The sequence below is a fragment of the Candidatus Pelagibacter sp. HIMB1542 genome, from assembly GCF_052047835.1.
Lineage (GTDB): Bacteria > Pseudomonadota > Alphaproteobacteria > Pelagibacterales > Pelagibacteraceae > Pelagibacter.
Genome location: NZ_JBNAJB010000002.1, coordinates 1 through 19,525, shown reverse-complemented (window position 1 = coordinate 19,525; position 19,525 = coordinate 1). Strand labels below are relative to the sequence as shown.

Sequence of the window (19,525 nt, the reverse complement as noted above, 5' to 3'; positions counted from 1 at the left end):
TTAACTAACTTCAGATTGATGTTCTTTTGGCTTAACTTCTGTTTTAAATTGATTAGAAATTTTTTGAACTTCAACTGATGAAACTTTGTATTCAGCACACATTGTTTCCTCATCTTTTCCATGACCAGTTACCATATTAACCATGTGTTCAGGGAAGTGGAATGTTGTAAATACAATTCCTTCTTTCACTTTATCTGTTACTTCAACTTTTAAAGCAACTTCTCCTCGTCCAGAATATAATCTTCCAATATCACCTGTATTTAAATCTCTATGAGCTGCATCTTTAGGGTGAATAAGTAAAACATCCTCATCAACAATGTTTATATTTTTTGTTCTTCTTGTCATTGTTGCTGCATTGTAGTGTTGTAAAACTCTACTTGTAGTTAAAATTAATGGATAATCTTTTTGATTAGCTTCTATCTCACTAGATTCTTTCCAATCAAAGTTTTTCAATCTTCCTTTTCCAAGTTTAAATGTTTCTGTGTGTAGAATTTGTGTATCTGTTCCATCTTCTTTTACAGGCCATTGTAATCCTAATTTACCAAGTCTCTCTCTAGTAACACCTTTAAAGAATGGTACCACATCAGCAATCTCTGCTAATACTTGATCTGCATCATAAGATGGTTGATCAAAACCTAATTTTTGCATCATCTCAGTTACAATTAGTCCATCTGGTTTTGTACCTGGTAATGGAGGAACTGCTCTATTAACTCTTTGAATTCTTCTTTCAGTATTTGTAAAAGTTCCATCTTTTTCTAAGAATGTAGTTCCAGGTAAAACTACAGTTGCAAGTTTTGCAGTTTCACTCATAAATATTTCTTGAACCACTAATAGCTCTAATGAGTTCATTGCTTCAATAACATGTGCACTATTTGGATCTGTTTGAACTATATCTTCACCAATAATCCATAAACCTTTTAGTTCTTTACTGATTGCGGCCTCAAACATTTGAGGAATTTTTAAACCTGGTTTAGTAGGGTGAGTTACACCATATTTTTCAGTATAAAATTTTTGATTGTTTTCATCTGCTACCTCAAAATAACCTGCACCTTGGTGAGGCTGACAACCCATATCCGCAGCACCCTGTACATTATTTTGGCCTCTAAGTGGATTTACACCAACACCTTTTCTTCCAATATTTCCTGTAATCATTGCTAAATCAGCAATCAACATCACAGTTTTAGAACCTTGTTCGTGTTCAGTAACTCCTAATCCATGGAACTCCATTGAATTTCTTGCTGTTGCATAGGCAATTGCAGCTTCTTTAACTAGTTGTTTATCAACACCAGCAACTTTTGCTAACTGATCAACATCCTGTCTTTCGATTTCTTTTAAGAAATTATCAAAACCTTCTGTTCTATCTCTTACAAAGTCAGCATTATAAAGTTTAGATTTAATAATAAAGTGTAACATCATATTTAGAACCGCAACGTTAGTACCTGGTCTAAGTTTGATATGATAATCTGCAAGTTTAGCTAATTCAGTTGTCACCGGATCAAGGACAATTAATTTTTTACCTTTCATCACTTGCTGTTTAATTTTTGCTCCTGTTACTGGGTGAGCATTGGTTGGGTTTGCACCAATCACTAAAAATAAATCTGCATGATAAATATCTTCTGTTGAGTTAGTTGCAGCACCTGTTCCAAATGTTTGTTGCATACCCCAAGCTGTAGGCGAATGACAAATTCTTGCACAACAATCTACACTGTTAGTTCCAACAGCTGCTCTAATCATTTTTTGGAAAACATAGTTTTCTTCGTTTGTACATCTTGCAGAAGAAATTCCAGCAAAAGCATCTGGTCCATTTTCTTTTGTAATTCTATTCATTTCTTTTTTGATAAAGTCATACGCTTCATCCCAACTTGCTTCTTCAAACTTTCCATTTCTTTTAATCAATGGAGTTTTTAATCTGTCAGGGTGTTCATAAAAACTAAATGCGTATCTCCCCTTAATACAAGTGTGACCAGCGTTTACTTCTGTTTGTTTAGGAGTGTCTATTGCAACTACCTTATCATCTTTAATAGATGCTTCTAAATTACAACCAACACCACAGTACGAACAAGTTGTTCTAACTTTTTTATCTACAGCTGCAGATTTAGATTGGAATACATCTGAAATTGCATCCGTTGGACATGTATGAGCACAAGCTCCACATGACACACAAGAACTATCTCCAAACATCATATCGTTGTCTGTTGTAATTCTAGATTCAAATCCTCTACCACTCATTGTTAAAACAAATGATCCTTGAATTTCATCACATGCTCTGACACATCTTCCGCAGTTAATACAGTTATCTAAATTCATTCTCATGTAATCATGAGAAGTATCTCTTGGAATTCCTTTATGTTGCTTAGGACTATTGTATCTATGATCAGCAACACCTAAATCATTTGCAACTGTTTGAAGTTCACAATTATTGTTTACTTCACAAGTATCACACTCCATAGGGTGGTCAGTTAAAACTAACTCAACAATATTTTTTCTAAGACTTGTTAATGCTTCGTTTGAAGTAAATATATGCTGGTTTTCTGCAACTGGTGTATGACAAGATGCAACTACTCTAGTTGGTCCGTCTTTTTCCAAGGCAACTTCAACTGAACAAACTCTACAAGCTCCATAGGGTGCTAAGTTAGGATCATCACATAAAGTTGGCACCTTTTTTTCACCAACGTAGCTTTTAACAAACTTTAAAATAGATGTATGATTAGGACCTATTTCGTAAGGTTTTCCATCAATATAAGCAATTTTTCTTTTCTCTGAGCTCATTAATTATCTTTCACCATATCATTTTTCATTTCATCGCCAAAGTATTTTAGGATGTTTTGAATAGGAGTTGGGATCGCTCCACATAAAGCACATAAGCAGCCTTTTTGCATAGTAACCAACAATTCCTCTAGTAATTTTAAAGGAATTTTAGCTGTTTTCTTCTTAGCTTGATCAAACATTTCTTTTCCTCTGTAAGATCCAAGTCTTCCAGGAAAACATTTTCCACAAGATTCTTCTGCAGAAAATTCAAATAAATGATGAATGTATTCAGCCATTGGAAAATCTTTAGGGATGCTAACTACACTTGCGTGACCTAACATAAAACCCTTTGCAGTAAACTCTTGAAAATCTAAATTTAAATTTTCTATTTCACTTAAAGGAACAACCCCACCTAAAGGACCTCCTATTTGAAAAGCTTTAACAGGTTCTTTGTATCCACCACCAATTTCATCAAATATTTTTTTCATTGGTGTTCCCATATCAATTTCATAAACACCAGGATTATTAAAGAAACTATCTAAGCAAACTAATTTTGTTCCAGCTGACTTTTTATTTCCAACTGAAGAAAATTTTTCTGACCCATTTAATAAAATCCCTGTTGCTGCAGCTAAAGTTTCAACATTGTTAACCACTGTTGGTTTTTTATATAACCCTTCTGTTACAGGGAAGGGAGGTCTTACATCTACTTCAGCTCTTCTTCCTTCAATAGAAGCTATCAAAGCTGTTTCCTCTCCACAAATATATGCACCTTGACCGATGCAAATTCCAAGATCAAAAGAAAAATCTGTTCCTAAAATATTTTCACCTAATAGATTTAATTTTTTAAGTTCATTAATACATCCATTAATTGCTTCAATAGATTTTGGATACTCACCTCTAATATATAAAACTCCTTCATCACTTCCAATTACAAATCCACATAACACCATTCCAAAAATAACTTTTAATGGTTGATCTTCTAACAGGTACCTGTCTGAAAAAGCTCCTGAGTCACCTTCATCTGCATTGCAGATAACATATTTCTTATCACCTTTTGCTTTACTACAAAAATCCCATTTCATTCCTGTTGGAAAACCTGCACCACCTCTTCCTGTTAAGTTTGAGTCTAATAATGATTTTACTATTTCTTTTTTATCTGTTTTTAAAAATTTACTTAACTGTTCTTTAAATTGATCTGTTGAGGATAATTTATCATCCATTAAAAAACTTGTTGTTGCATAGCTCTTAGAGAAAAACTTTTCTTGTTTAATTTCTTCACCTTTTAAAATTTGATCTATTTTTTCAATATCTTTTCCAGCATAATTTTCACCATCATAGTGAAATGCATGATTTTCATAACAATGACCAAGACAAAACATTTCTCCAACTTTGTCATCACCTAATTTTTCTTTTAATTTATCTTTTAGTTTGTCTTGCGTACCTGCACACATGCATGCACTACCATTACAAACGAAAGCTTTTTTTTCTCTATGTGAAGGTCTTAAAAATTCATAAAAAGATTCTGCACCATGAAGTGTTGAAACCCCAAGGTTATGTTTTTTTGCAATTTCTTTAATATCTTGAGGGTTTTCACTTAATGTGTTCTCTGAAATTTGCTTAAATAGGTTGTCTTTTAAGCCTATTCTTCCAGATAAATTACTTATATTTTTTGACACAATTTCCCTTTTTTTATTATTCCACATTAACTTTTTTGTTATTTGTGTAAATATTAAAACTGTCCCTCTTTACGAAACCTATGAGGGTAATGTCAAACTTATTAGCTAAATCGATAGCAAGACTTGTTGGCGCACCAACCCCGATCATAATCCCAATATCTGTCATTAAAACCTTCTGAACTAGCTCAAAATTTAGTCTCCCAGAACACGTAATAAATTGATCTTTTGGATCAAATTGGTTTTTCTCCAAAGCACTGCCGATAAGTTTGTCTAAAGCGTTATGTCTTCCAACATCTTCTCTTAGAGCTATCAATTTTCCATCACTATTAAATAGACCACTTGCATGAATACCACCAGTTTTGCTGAATTCAGACTGACCTTGTCTTAAAATATCTGGTGATTGAATAATTACATCTTTTGAAATTTTAGGTTCTGAGGCATTTGTCTTTGTAGTTTTAATTATCTCTAGCGCATCCAATGAAGATTTCCCACAAACACCACAAGAGGAGTTTGTTAAAAAATCTCTTTTAATTTTTGATATATTAACATTTTCTGAATTATTAAGTGTTGCTAGTATTTTATTTTGAATTTTATATTGACCAACTTTGTCTCCATAACTTTCAATGCTATCGATATCATTTAAACTTTTTACAATTTGTTCATTAAATAAAAATCCTCTTACAAGATCTTCATCATTACCAGGAGTTCTCATCGTAATAGATAAAGTTTGCTCAACCCAATTATCTTTTTCTTTGTACTTTAAAGAAATCTCCAATGGCTCTTCAATAGAAATTAAATCTTCAACATATTTAAAATTATTAGATGAATACTTTAAAACTTTATATTTTGAATTCATAATTATTTTAAAGGATAGTTTTTTTGCAATAAATATTTGTTGATTATAATTGCGAGCAACAAAATTATGATACATCCAAATATAATTGGATTAATTAAATAATCATAAGAAGCACTTCCAATAATAACAATTATTGGGTTTCCTCCTGCAGGAGGATGAACAATATTTAATAAAATCATTAAGAAAACTCCAATACCTACTGCAAATGCAATACTCATATAAATTGGAAGTGGAATAAAATTAACAAATAACACCCCCACTAAAGCAGTTAACAAATGTCCAAAGAAAACATTTTTTGGTTGAGCAAAAGGACTATCAGGAAAACCAAATAACAAAACCATGGATGAGCCAAATGATGCTGCAATAAAATATCCAAGAGTACTTTTGTAAGTTAATACTGTAAGTACCCCTATAGTGATTGTTGAAAAAAAACCTGCAATCAATGCTTTTTGTAATAATGGTTTTGTGATTTTGATCATTTAAATTTTTAATGCTTTAACAATTGTTCTTAAAGGTAAAAGCAAACATTCTTTCCTCGAAAGATTTTTTTTATCTAAAATTTCTTTAAAATCTTTCCAGTGTTTTTCTAGACTTACTTTAACATCTTCAAACAATTTTTCACCAGCGATAACAAAATCTTTTATTTCCTCTAAGTTTTTATCCTTAATTTTTCTAGATAATAAGCTAACGGATGCTTGGCAATAAATACAAGATTTACACTGATAACCCATATCTTTTACAACGTCATCTTTGACAATTAAGCTTATTTCCATTTCATCTCCACAAATAGGATTTTTGTTTTTTGATTTGTGAGTAAAGTTTTCTAAAACTTTATTATTTTCTGTGTGAGACGCGATTTCTAAAATTCTTAAATCCATTTAATTTCTTTAATTCAACTTTGAATGTTTTATATTTTATTAATGGAACATAACAATATTTTAGGAACAGTGCTAGCAGGCGGGAAGTCACAAAGGTTTGGTGAAGATAAATCTCAGATATTGCTAGCTGATAAAATATTAATTGATTACATCTTGGCAGAAATAATTGACGAATTTAAGGAAGTATTAATAGTATCAAATAATTCAATTAAATTTACTAATTCAGATAAAATTTCACTAATTAGAGATATTAAAAAAGATCTTGGCCCTTTAGGTGGAGTTCTGTCAGCAATGAAATGGGTCAAAGATCATAATAAAAACTATCAATGGATAGCAACTTTTCCAGTAGATACTCCCTTTTTTAAAAAAGACATTTTAGAGCAATTTATTAATCAAATTGATGAAAATGAAAGTAGTTTATTTTTTATAAAAACAAACAATACTAGACATAACATTTTTGGCTTATGGTCGATGAATTTATTAGATCAATTAGAAGAGGATTTAGAAAAAGGAGCTCGGAAAGTTGAATTGTGGGCTAATAGTATTGGAGTTAAAACAATTAATATGGAGTTTCCAAATCAAGATCCTTTCTTTAATATCAATACAAAAGAAGATTTAGAACAAGCTAAAGAATTATTAAAAAAATGATTAGTTACGATCAATCTAGAAAAATTTTAAAAAAAGCAAAAATTAAAATTAAAGATGAAACTATATTGAGTGAAAACTCTCTTAACAGAGTGATTTCAGATAACATTTATTCAAAGATTAATTATCCAGCAGGAAATAACGCTGCGTTTGACGGATTTGCAGTTAAATCAAAAGATACAAACGGAATTAATAAAAATTCACCTAAACAATTTAAAATAATCGGATCTATTGCAGCAGGGACAAAATCATTAAATAAAAAAATTAAAAAATATGATGCTGTTGAAATAATGACAGGTGGTATAATTCCAAAGGGTTTTGATACAATTATCCCAATAGAACAAATTATTTTTTATCCGAATAAAAATAATAAAAAATACATTTTAGTTAATCAAAAAATTAAAAAGTTTAATCATGTAAGATTTGCAGGTTCAGATTTTAAAAAAGGTGAGGTTGTTATTAAAAAAAATACAATTATTCAACCAAATCATATTCTAGCTTTTAAAACTTTGGGGATAAAAAAGATTAAAGCTAAAAAGAAGATTAATATTTTATTTTTTTCAACTGGAAATGAAATTACAGATCAAGACAACATTCCAAATTGGAAAGTTAGGAACTCTAATAGTCATTATATAAAAAATCTTGAAGGAAACTTTTTATTTAATTTTAAAAATGGTGGAATACTTAGAGACAACCATCAAAATATTTATAAATCTCAAATTAAGAAACTTATAAATAGTGATACCAATATATTGATAACTTCAGGCGCTGTTTCTGCTGGAAAATATGACTATATTCCAAGTATTGTTAGAACATTTAAATTATCCAATTATTTTAAAAGTGTAGCAATCCGACCAGGAAAACCAATTTTATTTGCCAAAATTAAAGGAAAACAAAAAGCAATCTTTGGACTTCCAGGAAATCCAATGTCATCATCTGCTTGTTTTAGATTTTTCGTTATCCCTTTTATGGAAAACATCTTAGGATTAAACGAAGAACAGCCTATTAGGGCAACTTTAAAAAATAGTTTTTCTAAAAAACAGAATTTTACAAGGTTTGCAAAAAGTAAATTAAGCACAACTAAAAATGGAAAAATAGAAGTTGAGATTTTACAAGGGCAAGAGTCTTTTAGAGTAAAATCTTTTGTTAAATCAAACATTTGGTCTTTGTTACCAGCAGGGAAATCAAAATTTAAAAAAGGAGACATCTTAGATTGTTTTTTCCCCAACCAATCTAATCAATCTTTGATTTAGAAACGTATTTTTGTTGTAGAAAAATCTTTTTAGAATTAGATTTCTACAAATGTTAGAGTTAAGAAATCCGAAACTTGCTGTCCCAATTGTACTGTTTGCTGGCATATTATGGTCATTTGGACCATTAGTTGTAAGATATATGGATAGTCCCAATCTTGTTCCTTGGCAGTATATATTTGGAAGAGGTTTAACTATTTTTATTCTACTTAATCTCTACTTATATTTTGAAGAGGGAAAAAACTTCTACAAAAATTACTATAAAATAGGATTATCAGGGATAGTTGGTGGCTCAGGTCTTGGAGTTGCAATGATTACGTTCATATATTCTATAACAAACACCAGTGCCGCTGTTACTTTACTTTGTTTGGCCGCAATGCCTTTCTTTACTGCACTTTTAGCATTTTTATTTCTTAGAGAACGAATTTCACTTAATGTTTGGATATCAATTATAATTGCTTCAGCTGGTATATTGATAATGGCAATTGGTAATACTGGTGAGAAATCTTTAATTGGTTTTGTGTTTGGACTAACATCATCGATAGGTTTTTCCGTATTTTCAGTTTCACTAAGATGGAGAAAAGAAACTCCTAAGTTTACAACAGTTGCTTTTGCTGGTTTCTTTTGTTTTGTGTTTGCATCAATTATGATTTTGTCTACTGGACAAGCATTCTTTGCTACCAGCTACAATAGTTCTTTGTTTTCACTACATGGATTTTTAGTTTGTTCAGGATTAATTTTATATTCAATTGGTTCAAAAGCTATTCCAGCTGCTGAGTTAACATTGTTATCTTTAACAGAAGTTGTGGGTGGAATATTTTGGGTTTGGTTACCAATTTTAGGAATTAATGAAGTGCCATCAACAAATACAATCATTGGAGGTTTTTTTCTGTTTGTATCTTTATTCTACTACAGCTTAATTATGAGATGGAATAAACGCCACATAGCATTAAATTAAATTATTATGGAACGACCAGATTTTTTTGAACTTAAAAATGGTGAAAAAGTAAAATTACCATTTACAGATAAAGAGTATAACGATCGAGTAAGTAAACTTAGATCAGTGATGGAAAAAAATGGTCTTGATATGATTATTTTAACATCTATGCATAACGTTGCGTATTACACAGGTTTTATTTACTGTTCTTTTGGAAGACCGTACGGATGTGTAATTACTCAAGATAAAATTTCAACAATTTCAGCTAATATTGATGCAAGTCAACCATGGCGTAGATCACATTGTGATAATGTTATTTATACTGATTGGAAGAGAGATAATTTTTTAAGAGCAATCGTATCAATTATTGGAAGAGATGAGCCTCCTAAAAATATTGGAATTGAAAATGATCATGTCACTTTAGATATGAGAGAAAAAATAGGATCTATTTTTACTTTCTCTGTATTTAGTGATGTTTCAAAAGATCTAATGAAACTTAGAATGATTAAATCTGATGAAGAAATTGAGATCATTCGAAATGGTGCAAGGATTGCAGACATTGGTGGTGAAGAAATAGCTAAAAATATTAGAGAAGATAACACGGAGATCGAAGTAGCAATAGCAGCAAGAGATAGAATGGAAAGGGAGATTGTGAAAAGTTATCCAGGTGCAGAGTACATGGACACCTGGGTATGGTTTCAATCTGGTATCAATACTGATGGAGCTCACAATCCAAAGACTAATAGAAAATTAGTTAAAGGAGATATTTTATCTTTAAATACTTTTCCTATGATCTCAGGATATTACACTGCATTGGAGCGAACTTTGTTTTTGGATCATGCAGATGATGCTTCACTTAAAGCTTGGGAAGCAAATGTTAAAGTTCATAAGCGTGGATTAGAATTAATCAAACCAGGTGTTAAATGTTCAGACATTTGTCATGAATTAAATGAATTATTTGCAGAACTTGGTTACCTTCAGTACCGAACATTTGGTTACGGTCATTCATTTGGTATGCTTTCTCACTTCTATGGAAGAGAAGCTGGTTTAGAATTAAGAGAAGATATTGATACTGTTCTTGAAGAAAATATGGTTGTTTCTATGGAGCCAATGATCATGATTCCAGAAGGTAATTCTGGTGCTGGTGGATATAGGGAACACGATATTTTAGTAATAGGTAAAGATGGAGCAGAAAATATTACAAAATTTCCTTTCGGGCCTGAGCATAATATTATAAAAAACTAATCTTTATGAGTGAGAATAAAACTATTGTTAATAGTTGGAACGAGTGGGATCCGTTAAAACACGTAATTGTTGGAAGAGCGGATGGTACTTGTATTCCAGCACCAGAGCCAGCATTAGATGCAAAAGTTCCAGAAGACAGCGATATGCGAGGACAGTTTGGTCCACGAACTAAAGACACAGTCGATAAAGCAAATGAATTATTAGATAACTTTTCAAATATGCTTCAAAAAAGAGGCATTAAAGTTGATCGACCAACACCAATTGATTTTAATCAAAAAACATCAACACCAGATTGGGAAGCAGAAACTATGTTTGGTTGTATGCCTCCAAGAGATGTTTTGTTAACTGTGGGTAATGAAATTTTAGAAGCAACAATGAGTTATAGATGTCGTTGGTTTGAATATTTATGTTACCGACCATTACTTAAAGATTATTACAATCAAGATCCTAACATGAGACACGAGTCTGCTCCAAAGCCAAGACTAACAGATGCAGATTATAGAAAAGATTATTTATCAGATAAAATTGGGGTTCAAAAAAGATTAGAGTGGACTGAGAAAAAATATTTTGTAACAACTGAAGAAGAGCCATTGTTTGATGCAGCAGATGTATTGAGATTTGGAAAAGATTTGGTTGTTCAACATGGATTTACAACTAATTTAAAAGGAATTGATTGGCTAAAGAGACATTATAAAGATCATAGAGTACACGCAGTAAATTTCCCAGGAGATCCATATCCTATTCACATTGATGCAACCTTTACTCCAATTAAAGAAGGTTTAATTATTAACAATCCTCAAAGAAGATTACCAAAAGAACAAAGAAAACTTTTTGAAGATAATGGATGGGAAATTGTTGATAGTGCTCAACCAGCACATAACGAACCGCCACCACTTTGTTATTCTTCAACATGGTTATCAATGAATGTTTTAGTTTTAGATCCCAAAACAGTTTGTGTTGAGAAAAGCGAAATCTATCAAGCTGAACAATTAGATAAATTAGGAATGGAAGTGTTACCAGTAGAGCTTAGAGATGCTTATGCTTTTGGAGGAGGACTTCATTGTTGTACAGCAGATGTTTATAGAGAAGGCGCTTTAAAAGACTATTTTCCAAAACAATAACGATGGCAAAAATAAAAACAAAAAGAGAGCGTGTTAAATTCGCCTCTGATAATGTTGCAGGTGCTTGTCCTGAGGTATTAGAAGCAATCATTAAAGCAAATGAAGGAGATAGCACTCCTTATGGAAATGATCCTTTGTCAACTGAGTTACAAGATAAGTTTTCTGAAATATTTGAAAAAGAGGTAATTGTTTTTCCAACTGCATCAGGCACAGCTGCTAATGCTTTAGCTTTATCTACAATGACACCTTCATATGGAAATATTTATTGTCATAAGATGTCTCACATTAATACGGATGAATGTGGTGCACCTGAATTTTATACAGGAGGGGGAAAATTAATTCCTTTAACTGGAATAATGGGAAAAATAACTGCAGAAGAATTACACCAATCTATAGGTGGAAAAGGAATTGTGCATCACACCCAACCTTCATCGGTTAGCATTACTCAGGTGTGTGAAACAGGCGAAGTTTATCAATTAGATGAAATCAAAAAAATTGCAGAAATTACTCATAAACATAATCTAAATTTACATATGGATGGTGCTAGATTTGCTAATGCATTGGTATCTTTAGGTGTAACACCTGCTGAAATGACTTGGAAGTCAGGCGTTGATGTATTGTCATTTGGAGCAACTAAAAATGGATGTTTAGCTGCTGAAGCAATTATATTTTTTAAAAAAGAATTAGTAGGTGATATCGCTTTTTTAATGAAAAGAGCAGGGCACTTGTTATCTAAAATGCGTTTTGTATCTGCTCAATTAGATGCGTATATTTCAAATGATGTTTGGTTGAGAAATGCGAAACATGCTAATGCAATGGGTAAAAAGTTAAGTGATGGCTTAAGCAAACATAATGATATTGAAATTGCTTATCCAACTGAAGCAAACGAAGTCTTTGCAAAATTTCCAAGAGAAAAAATAGAACATCTAAACTCAAATGGTTACAAAATGAATGAAGAAGAACTAGATGGAAAAGCTGTAAGATTAGTTGCTGCTTGGAATACTAAAGATAGTGATGTTGATGAATTGTTAAATACAATTAAAGCTAACTAGGATTTTCTTTTAAAAACTCAATATACTTTACAACTTCATCAAACTTTTCGTCAGGAATGTCCTTGTAACTTGCATTGAATTTACTTTTCACACAAATCGCAACATGAGCATAGGGGTTTCTTCCTTTAGGGTGATTTGGATGGTCAGGTAATTGCCCCAGTAAATAATCGCCAGCTTCCTGTATCATTTTCCACAGTTTACTTGCGTTTTCTTTGTTCACACTGTCCCATTTCTTGTTTTATCTCAAAAAGTTCTAGTTCTGGTTCTAGTTATCCCATAAGATCCTATAACCCAGAACCAGGATCCCTAAAAGTTTTTTCATAGATAAATTTTAATTTATGACTGAACAATTAAATCTCATAATTCCTCTTTGTGTAGAATTCATTCGATCATACATTTTTTGACCTACAGCTAAATTATAATAAAGTTCTTTCTCAATCTCACTATAATTAGACATAAGATTTTTTATATTTTCAATTCTATGATTATTTACCCAAGTTTCTTTACTAATCTTATTCATTATGGTTTGAATTTTTGATAAGAATGGTTTGTGCATTTCTAAGAATTTATCTTGTTCAATTTTTAAATTTCTTTCTTCGTTATTAACAGTAGTTAAAAAACCTATACATTGTGCAACCTCTGCATTTGACTTGCCAATAGGTGAAACTAATTTAATTTGTTTATTATTAATCGATCCATTTTCAAGATATGTTAAAATTAAATACGATACAATAAAAACACAAAAACTACTTAAAATTATCCACCATAATAATTTTAATGAAGACTTTTTTTTTGGTAATTTTTTATCTTTAGAGTTATTTTCTAATTTAATTTTTTCTTTTATATTTTGATTTTTTTGACCGGTTGAAAATTTATTATCTATTTCGGTATTCTCTTTGTTTTTTGATGTCTTATTAGAGTTATTTTTTTCATTAAAAAGATCCATTTTTTAAACAATATAATTCTTCGAATATTTATTTCTAAAGTTTAACAAATCCTGAACAGAGAGTCTAATTGCTTGAAAAATACATATTTGATTTATCTCAAAAAGTTCTAGTTATGGTTCTAGTTTTTTAATTAAATTGATGAGTCTTTAAGCGATTTATTTCAAGCTAACTTTTTATTATCCGCATAAGTACTGAAGTTTAATGCAGTTTAATGTGGGATAGGTTGAACCTCTAATCCCCCAAATAATCGCCAGATTCCTGAATAATTTTCCAGAGTTTACTTGTGTTTTCTTTATTCATATTTGAAAAAAATTTGGTTTATTTTATTTGTTATTACTTTGTCATCTAGTATTCAATTTATCAAATTTAAATTGATAGATTTCTTTGTTTGTTAATTCTAAAAGTAGATTAAAAGCATACTTTTATTTTTAATTTAAATTTATTGAAAAGTATAATAATACTTATGAAAAAATGAACATCTCATGATTACTGAAACTTTAGTATTTGTATTTTTATTTTTTTTTATATTTTCTAGTGAAGCAAATGCATATCTTGATCCATTTACAGGAGGTATCTTAATAAAAATATTAGTATTTATATTTTCATTATTTATTGTTTTTTTTAAAAAAGTTAAAAAATTTTTAAACTGGATTAAAAGAAAACTATTAGTAAATGCCAAGCCAAAAAACTAAGAACTTAATTGCATTAAAAAAAAAAAGAAGAAGTGAGTTTTTAATTCCAGATTTTTATATACTAGAATTAAAAAAATATTTTCAAAATAAAGAGAAGTATTTAAATATTATTCAAAAAAGGTTTTCAAAAAAATCAAAAATAATTTTAAGATCATCTTCAGCATCTGAGGATGGTAAGCTAGTCTCAAATGCTGGCAAATATATTTCATTAATATCTAGTCTAAATAAAAAAGAACTAATTAAAAACATATCATTAATTAGCCTAAAACTAAATAATCAAGATCAAATAATAGCACAAGAATATGTCAAGCAACCAAAGTTTGGAGGTGTAATCTTCACAAGGGATATAAATGATAATTCTCCATATTATATTCTCAATATTGATTATTCAAAAAAAACAAATTTAGTAACTTCAGGTTTGAAAAATATTTCAATGAAAACTTTTATTGTACATAGGTCATTAAAATATGTAGAAAAAAAATTTATTAAATTATTTAAAGCAGTAAAAATTATCGAAAAGATTTTTAAAAGTGAAAAGCTAGATATTGAATTCGCTTATAAAAATAATAAAATTTATATATTTCAGTGTCGAACACTTAACTTTATTTATAAAAACAAAAATATAAACATTGATAAATCTTTAAATATTATAGCTAAGAAAATTGAGAAATTAAAAAAGCCACTACCTTTCATATCAGGTACTAAAAATATTTTTAGCAATATGTCTGATTGGAATCCAGCTGAGATATTAGGTATTAAGCCAAGCCAATTAGGTATTTCACTTTATGAAAAGTTAATAACTGACGACGTATGGTCAAAGCAAAGACATAAATTTGGATATAAAAATGTAAAACCATATCCATTAATGTATAATATAGGCGGTTCAACCTATATAGATTTGAGGATAGATTTAAATTCATTTTTAATCAAAAGACTAAATAAAAATATTTCAAATAAAATTATCAACTACTACATTAATAAAATTTCAAAAAATCCAAAAATACATGATAAAATAGAATATGAAATATTCCCTACATATTTTTCTTTAAATAAAAAAAGATATGCTGAATTAAAACAAATAATTGGGAGCAAGAGTTTATTTAAGTATAAAGAAGAACTTAAAAGAATTACTGTAAATTCTTTTTTTAATAAGGATAATCTAATTGATGAAAATAAAAAGATAAATTTATTAAGAAATAAACTCACTGAAATACGAAAATCTAAGGCAAGTCTATTGCATAAAATATACTTGACATTAAATTTTACAAAAGAGTATGGGACATTGGTTTTTGCTTCGATGGCCAGAAAAGCATTTATTTCAACAAATTATATCAATGATCTTAAAGAATTAAAAATATTAAGCTCTAATGATGTTGATAAAATATATTCGTCCATGAATACTATCAGTAAAGAAATTCAAATGAGCTTGAAGCTTTTACAAGAAAAAAAAATATCTAAAAGTTCTTTTTTAAGAGAATATGGCCACTTGAGACCATCAACTTATTCAATAAAATCAAAAAATTATAGAAATAATTTTAATAATTATTTCAATTTAAAAAAAAAAATTCAGTTACAGCAAGAATCATTCAATTTAAGTAAAATTCAAGATAAAAAAATTACCAAAGAACTTCATAAAAATAATTTAAATATAGATAGCAAAACATTTCTAAATTTATTGAGAGAATATTTAAAAAATAGAGAATATTTTAAATTAATTTTTACTATAGGTGTTGATGATATATTTAATTATATTCAAAAACTTCAAAAAAGATTAGAAATTTCAAAAAACGATTTAGAGTTTATAAATATAGATATATTGTTAAGTAATTTTAATAATTTAAGTTTGTTAGAATTAAAAAAAATAATTAAAGAAAATATAAATTTTAATAAAAAACAATTACAACAGCAACAATACATTAAATTGCCTGATTTAATTAAAGATAATAAAGATCTGTATTTTTTTGAAAAATATAATTTAAAAGGAAATTTTATAACTCAAAAAAAGGTAACAGCTAAAACACTAATCTATAACAATCAAAGTCAGGATTTAAATAACAAAATTGTAATTTTAGAAAATGCAGACCCAGGATATGATTTTATTTTCTCGCACAGAATTAAGGGTCTCATAACAAAATATGGTGGACCCAATTCTCATATGGCAATTAGATGTTCAGAATACCAATTACCTGCAATCATAGGAATGACTCAAGATTTTGAAAAGTTGAAGAATAATCAAATTGTAACAATTGACTGTTATCAAAAAGTTTTTTTAAATCATGAATAAAAAAATTATTATAGTATTAATGGGTTTTCCGGGATCTGGAAAAACAACTATAGCAAAAAAATTATCAAAATTACTATCAGATAAAGGAAATAAAATTCTTTTACTAGATGGTGATAATATCAGAAAAGTATTAAATAACTTTGATTATAGCTATAGTAACCGTGTAAAGCTCGCTCAAATATATTTAAAGCTTGCAAGAAAATTATCTAATCAATTTGATGTAACAATTATTTCAAGCATAATGTTATATGCGGAGATTGAAAAAGAGCTTATTAATAACAAATTAATTTTTCCTTTTATAATAAATAAAAAATTTAATTCGAAAAAAAAAAATAATTTAAGAAAAAAATATAAAAAAGATACAAAAAATTTTTATATTTCAAAAAAAATAAAAAAAATCAATAATTCAAATCTTGCTACTACAATTATTTCTATTATTAGAGAGATTAAAATTCATCTTTAATTATATCTTTATAATTAACTTTTTTTTTAAATTCTTTAAATTGCTTATCAACTAAATTTTGAATGTCGTTTTCTTTATTTAGATTTATAGTGTCTAAATCATCTATAATTGTATTATAGTTGTAATAATTAATGACTGAGATTTTATTTATTGTTTCTTGTGAAATATTTTCGGTCAAATATTTCAAATCCTCTTTTTTTTTTAATAAATTTAAGGATTTAATTTTTTTAGTGTAAGCAAAACTTAAACAAATACCTGAATAATCCGTAATTAATAAATCAGAATTTAAAATATCCGATCTAGTATTATTTACATAAGATATAGTTAAATTATTTAAAGATAATGTTTCAAGTTTATTTAACTTATCAAGATGATTTAGATTTTTTCTCGACTCTGGATGAGGTCTATAAATTATATTATATTTATCAGAAAGCTTAATTAAAAGAGACATATCAAGGTTTTCGATAATCGAATTTCCATAAAAAGATGAGGCTATCAAAATTGTTTTATTGGTATTGTTTTTCTTAATTTCATTATCAAAATGTTCCAAATCATAATACTTTTCTTTCAGGATTTTAATTGAATTAATTTTGTTCTTAGAAAGAATATTTTTTAGGTTGTGAAATTGATCTTTGTTATTAACACAAATATAATCAAAATTTTTTAAATAATTAAATATGTAGCTATTAGTTAGTAAACCAAGAGAATGGTGAGTATATATAAATTTATTTTTTCCGTTCGATAATTTATTATTAAATGTTGGTGTTGTAGAAATTATAATTGATTTTTCAAGATTAGATAAAAAAAATCTAAGTGATATTTCAGATTTAAAATTTAATTTTTTAATATTAGTTTCGTAAATAAAGTCTAATTCATAATTATAACTTATTACAATTATTTTACTTAAAGATATTTGTTTTTTTAAAATATTTATCTCTTTTTTGATTATTTTTTCATAGAGAACTTTATTCTCACAAAAAAATATGACTTTGTCAGCTAAACCAAAATATTTTATATGAGAAAAAAATGATATTATTTTATTAATCATTTAGTTATTTTTAATTATTTAAAAAAATTTTTATAGTCATTAATATCATCAAATTCATACCAATCTGAGTAACTTAAATGACATTTAATTTTCTCATTTTTTTTCAACATGAAATTAATAAAACTGCTTAAGTGCATCTTGTTTTTTAAAGCAGAGTTTATTGACTCATAATATTTCAAGATATTTATAATTCTATTTTTTGGGATATAAACTAATCCCATAAATTGACCATTTATCTTTTTTAATGATGTTATTTTGTTACCTATTTCAATTAAATTTTTATTATTATCATAAACAAGTGTCTCACAATCATCTTTTATATTCTTTTTTCTTTTTTTCCAAACATGTGCCCATTTTTTGTTAATTGGTAATATTATTTTTTTACTAGTTAAAAAATTTTTAGAATCATAGAAAATTTTTTTATTGTATCTAATATCACTATAGCTTAGAAAAATATTTTCATTTTTATATTTTTTGAGCGCTAATATAAAACTATATAACATCTCTTTATTTAAATATGCAGAATTGTGCAAAATTGAGATTTTATCGTTTTGTAAATGTTTTTGTATTCGATTTCTATTAAATCCAGTAATTACAGTAATATTTTTAAATCCACTTTCTTTGAAATCTTTAATAATTTTTTTAATTAAGCTTATTCCTTTAATTTCAATTAAACACTTATTTTTTTTTATTTTAGAAAAAATTCTTTGACCTTTTCCAGCAGCTAAAATTATTAGTCTCATCTTAAAAAATTTTGGATATAGGTATTTATTTTATTTTGAGATTCATTTTTTCTTTCTGGATGGAACATGAAACACAAAATTTTATAAATTTTATGTTCTGCAATTTCTATAGATTTATCTTTATTAATTTTAGATATGATTTCAAAATTTTTATTTAGATTAAAAATTGCAAAATTATGAAAAGAATTAACTTTAATATTTTTTGATTTAGAATAACGACTTTTACTAGTATTTAGGATTAAATTATGATCAGTTCTGACATGATTTTTAATTCTTTTTAGGTTTCCCTTAAAGTATTCTGCAATAATTTGAAATCCTCTGCATATACCTATAACTTTAATTTTATTTTTAATACAAAATTTAAGAATTTTTTTTTCAGCTTTATCTCGTATTAAATTTTCTTTTTTTTTGTTAAATCTTTGTAAATCATTTCCACCAGAAAAAATTATAGCCTTTATTTTTTTTTTTGATAATTGTTCTTTAAAATTCAGTAAGTCTAAAATTTCAATTTGATAGCCAAGTTCCATAATATATTTAAACCAAATTGGATCTATAGAATACTCAAATAAATTCTTATTAGTTTTTATAATTTTTGGTGTAATATAAATTTTCATTTTTAAAATATATTATAATGAATATCACAAAAATATTACTTTTAACAATTTTAGTATTATCAAATGTTTTTTTAGAATTCCTAATTAAAAATATAAAACAATTAGATTATGTTATATTTATAGATGTAGCTAAAATATTTATTTTTACTTGTTCTATAACATTTATTTTTATTGTTATTTTTTTTATATTCACAAAAGAAAAGTTTAAAAATTATTCTTTATCTTTAATTTTTTTCATCTACGTAAATTTTTATTTCTCAAATATAAAAAATTATATGAAAAATTTTTCAAATAATTTGGATGGTGAAATAGCTTTTGTTTTTATA

20 protein-coding genes are annotated in these 19,525 nt (G+C 27.7%); 10 read left to right on the top strand and 10 right to left on the bottom strand.

The features are described from left to right. Genes fdhF through ACTTBI_RS04450 form a run of 5 tightly spaced genes read right to left on the bottom strand, consistent with a single transcriptional unit; the run spans window position 1 to window position 6,158 of the window. Window positions 1–2,769: a formate dehydrogenase subunit alpha gene (gene fdhF, locus ACTTBI_RS04470; protein ID WP_440652799.1), complete on the bottom strand. Its 2,769-nt coding sequence runs from the start codon at window positions 2,767–2,769 to the stop codon at window positions 1–3. Then, window positions 2,769–4,424 (bottom strand): NADH-ubiquinone oxidoreductase-F iron-sulfur binding region domain-containing protein, encoded by a 1,656-nt coding sequence (locus ACTTBI_RS04465; protein ID WP_440652798.1) that lies wholly within the window; start codon window positions 4,422–4,424, stop codon window positions 2,769–2,771. The genes fdhF and ACTTBI_RS04465 overlap by 1 nt, the downstream gene beginning before the upstream one ends. Before the next feature lie 16 nt (window positions 4,425–4,440). Beyond that, entirely contained in the window at window positions 4,441–5,280 is an 840-nt protein-coding gene (gene fdhD, locus ACTTBI_RS04460; RefSeq protein WP_440652797.1) for a formate dehydrogenase accessory sulfurtransferase FdhD, read from the bottom strand. Between the two features lie 2 nt (window positions 5,281–5,282). After that, window positions 5,283–5,759 carry an HPP family protein gene (locus ACTTBI_RS04455; RefSeq protein WP_440652795.1) on the bottom strand — a complete coding sequence of 159 codons (477 nt, stop codon included), beginning with the start codon at window positions 5,757–5,759 and terminating at the stop codon, window positions 5,283–5,285. Beyond that, window positions 5,760–6,158: an iron-sulfur cluster assembly scaffold protein gene (locus ACTTBI_RS04450; RefSeq protein ID WP_440652793.1), complete on the bottom strand. Its 399-nt coding sequence runs from the start codon at window positions 6,156–6,158 to the stop codon at window positions 5,760–5,762. Window positions 6,159–6,182: 24 nt separating this feature from the next. Here ACTTBI_RS04450 and mobA point away from each other — a divergent pair, with 24 nt between their 5' ends. The 6 genes from mobA to ACTTBI_RS04420 are packed head-to-tail and all read left to right on the top strand — an operon-like array spanning window position 6,183 to window position 12,408. Beyond that, entirely contained in the window at window positions 6,183–6,806 is a 624-nt protein-coding gene (gene mobA, locus ACTTBI_RS04445) for a molybdenum cofactor guanylyltransferase (RefSeq protein ID WP_440652791.1), read from the top strand. Further along, window positions 6,803–8,056 (top strand): molybdopterin molybdotransferase MoeA, encoded by a 1,254-nt coding sequence (locus tag ACTTBI_RS04440; RefSeq protein ID WP_440652788.1) that lies wholly within the window; start codon window positions 6,803–6,805, stop codon window positions 8,054–8,056. Before mobA ends, ACTTBI_RS04440 begins: the two co-directional genes overlap by 4 nt. 49 nt (window positions 8,057–8,105) lie before the next feature. Then, window positions 8,106–9,011, top strand: coding sequence for a DMT family transporter (locus ACTTBI_RS04435; RefSeq protein WP_440652787.1), 906 nt, complete (start codon window positions 8,106–8,108; stop codon window positions 9,009–9,011). A 6-nt stretch (window positions 9,012–9,017) separates the two neighbouring features. Continuing rightward, on the top strand, window positions 9,018–10,235 hold the full coding sequence (locus ACTTBI_RS04430; RefSeq protein WP_440652786.1) for an aminopeptidase P family protein: 1,218 nt from the start codon (window positions 9,018–9,020) through the stop codon (window positions 10,233–10,235). A 5-nt stretch (window positions 10,236–10,240) separates the two neighbouring features. Then, the gene (locus ACTTBI_RS04425) at window positions 10,241–11,356 is read left to right on the top strand and encodes a serine/threonine protein kinase (protein WP_440652785.1); all 1,116 of its coding nucleotides are present in this window, start codon (window positions 10,241–10,243) and stop codon (window positions 11,354–11,356) included. A 2-nt stretch (window positions 11,357–11,358) separates the two neighbouring features. Then, window positions 11,359–12,408 (top strand): threonine aldolase family protein, encoded by a 1,050-nt coding sequence (locus ACTTBI_RS04420; protein WP_440652783.1) that lies wholly within the window; start codon window positions 11,359–11,361, stop codon window positions 12,406–12,408. Here ACTTBI_RS04420 and ACTTBI_RS04415 read toward each other — a convergent pair. Then, the gene (locus tag ACTTBI_RS04415) at window positions 12,401–12,628 is read right to left on the bottom strand and encodes a hypothetical protein (RefSeq protein ID WP_440652781.1); all 228 of its coding nucleotides are present in this window, start codon (window positions 12,626–12,628) and stop codon (window positions 12,401–12,403) included. The genes ACTTBI_RS04420 and ACTTBI_RS04415 overlap by 8 nt on opposite strands. Window positions 12,629–12,739: 111 nt before the next feature. After that, the gene (locus tag ACTTBI_RS04410; RefSeq protein ID WP_440652779.1) at window positions 12,740–13,354 is read right to left on the bottom strand and encodes a hypothetical protein; all 615 of its coding nucleotides are present in this window, start codon (window positions 13,352–13,354) and stop codon (window positions 12,740–12,742) included. A 483-nt stretch (window positions 13,355–13,837) separates the two neighbouring features. On the opposite strand from ACTTBI_RS04410, the gene ACTTBI_RS04405 reads away from it, so the two are divergent. Genes ACTTBI_RS04405 through ACTTBI_RS04395 form a run of 3 tightly spaced genes read left to right on the top strand, consistent with a single transcriptional unit; the run spans window position 13,838 to window position 16,794 of the window. Then, complete coding sequence (locus ACTTBI_RS04405; RefSeq protein ID WP_440652777.1) at window positions 13,838–14,047, top strand: hypothetical protein; 210 nt, start codon at window positions 13,838–13,840, stop codon at window positions 14,045–14,047. After that, window positions 14,028–16,331: a PEP-utilizing enzyme gene (locus ACTTBI_RS04400; protein ID WP_440652775.1), complete on the top strand. Its 2,304-nt coding sequence runs from the start codon at window positions 14,028–14,030 to the stop codon at window positions 16,329–16,331. Before ACTTBI_RS04405 ends, ACTTBI_RS04400 begins: the two co-directional genes overlap by 20 nt. Further along, window positions 16,324–16,794, top strand: a complete 471-nt coding sequence (locus ACTTBI_RS04395; RefSeq protein ID WP_440652774.1) for an adenylyl-sulfate kinase — start codon at window positions 16,324–16,326, stop codon at window positions 16,792–16,794. The genes ACTTBI_RS04400 and ACTTBI_RS04395 overlap by 8 nt, the downstream gene beginning before the upstream one ends. On the opposite strand, the gene ACTTBI_RS04390 is transcribed toward ACTTBI_RS04395, so the two are convergent. The 3 genes from ACTTBI_RS04390 to ACTTBI_RS04380 are packed head-to-tail and all read right to left on the bottom strand — an operon-like array spanning window position 16,778 to window position 19,199. Then, the gene (locus tag ACTTBI_RS04390; protein ID WP_440652772.1) at window positions 16,778–17,842 is read right to left on the bottom strand and encodes a CDP-glycerol glycerophosphotransferase family protein; all 1,065 of its coding nucleotides are present in this window, start codon (window positions 17,840–17,842) and stop codon (window positions 16,778–16,780) included. The two genes, ACTTBI_RS04395 and ACTTBI_RS04390, sit on opposite strands and share 17 nt — an antisense overlap. A 14-nt stretch (window positions 17,843–17,856) precedes the next feature. Continuing rightward, on the bottom strand, window positions 17,857–18,585 hold the full coding sequence (locus ACTTBI_RS04385; RefSeq protein WP_440652771.1) for an NTP transferase domain-containing protein: 729 nt from the start codon (window positions 18,583–18,585) through the stop codon (window positions 17,857–17,859). Next, entirely contained in the window at window positions 18,582–19,199 is a 618-nt protein-coding gene (locus ACTTBI_RS04380; RefSeq protein WP_440652769.1) for a glutamine amidotransferase-related protein, read from the bottom strand. Before ACTTBI_RS04380 ends, ACTTBI_RS04385 begins: the two co-directional genes overlap by 4 nt. Before the next feature lie 17 nt (window positions 19,200–19,216). On the opposite strand from ACTTBI_RS04380, the gene ACTTBI_RS04375 reads away from it, so the two are divergent. Then, window positions 19,217–19,525 (top strand): hypothetical protein (locus ACTTBI_RS04375; RefSeq protein WP_440652767.1); only part of this gene is annotated, 309 nt, incomplete at its 3' end.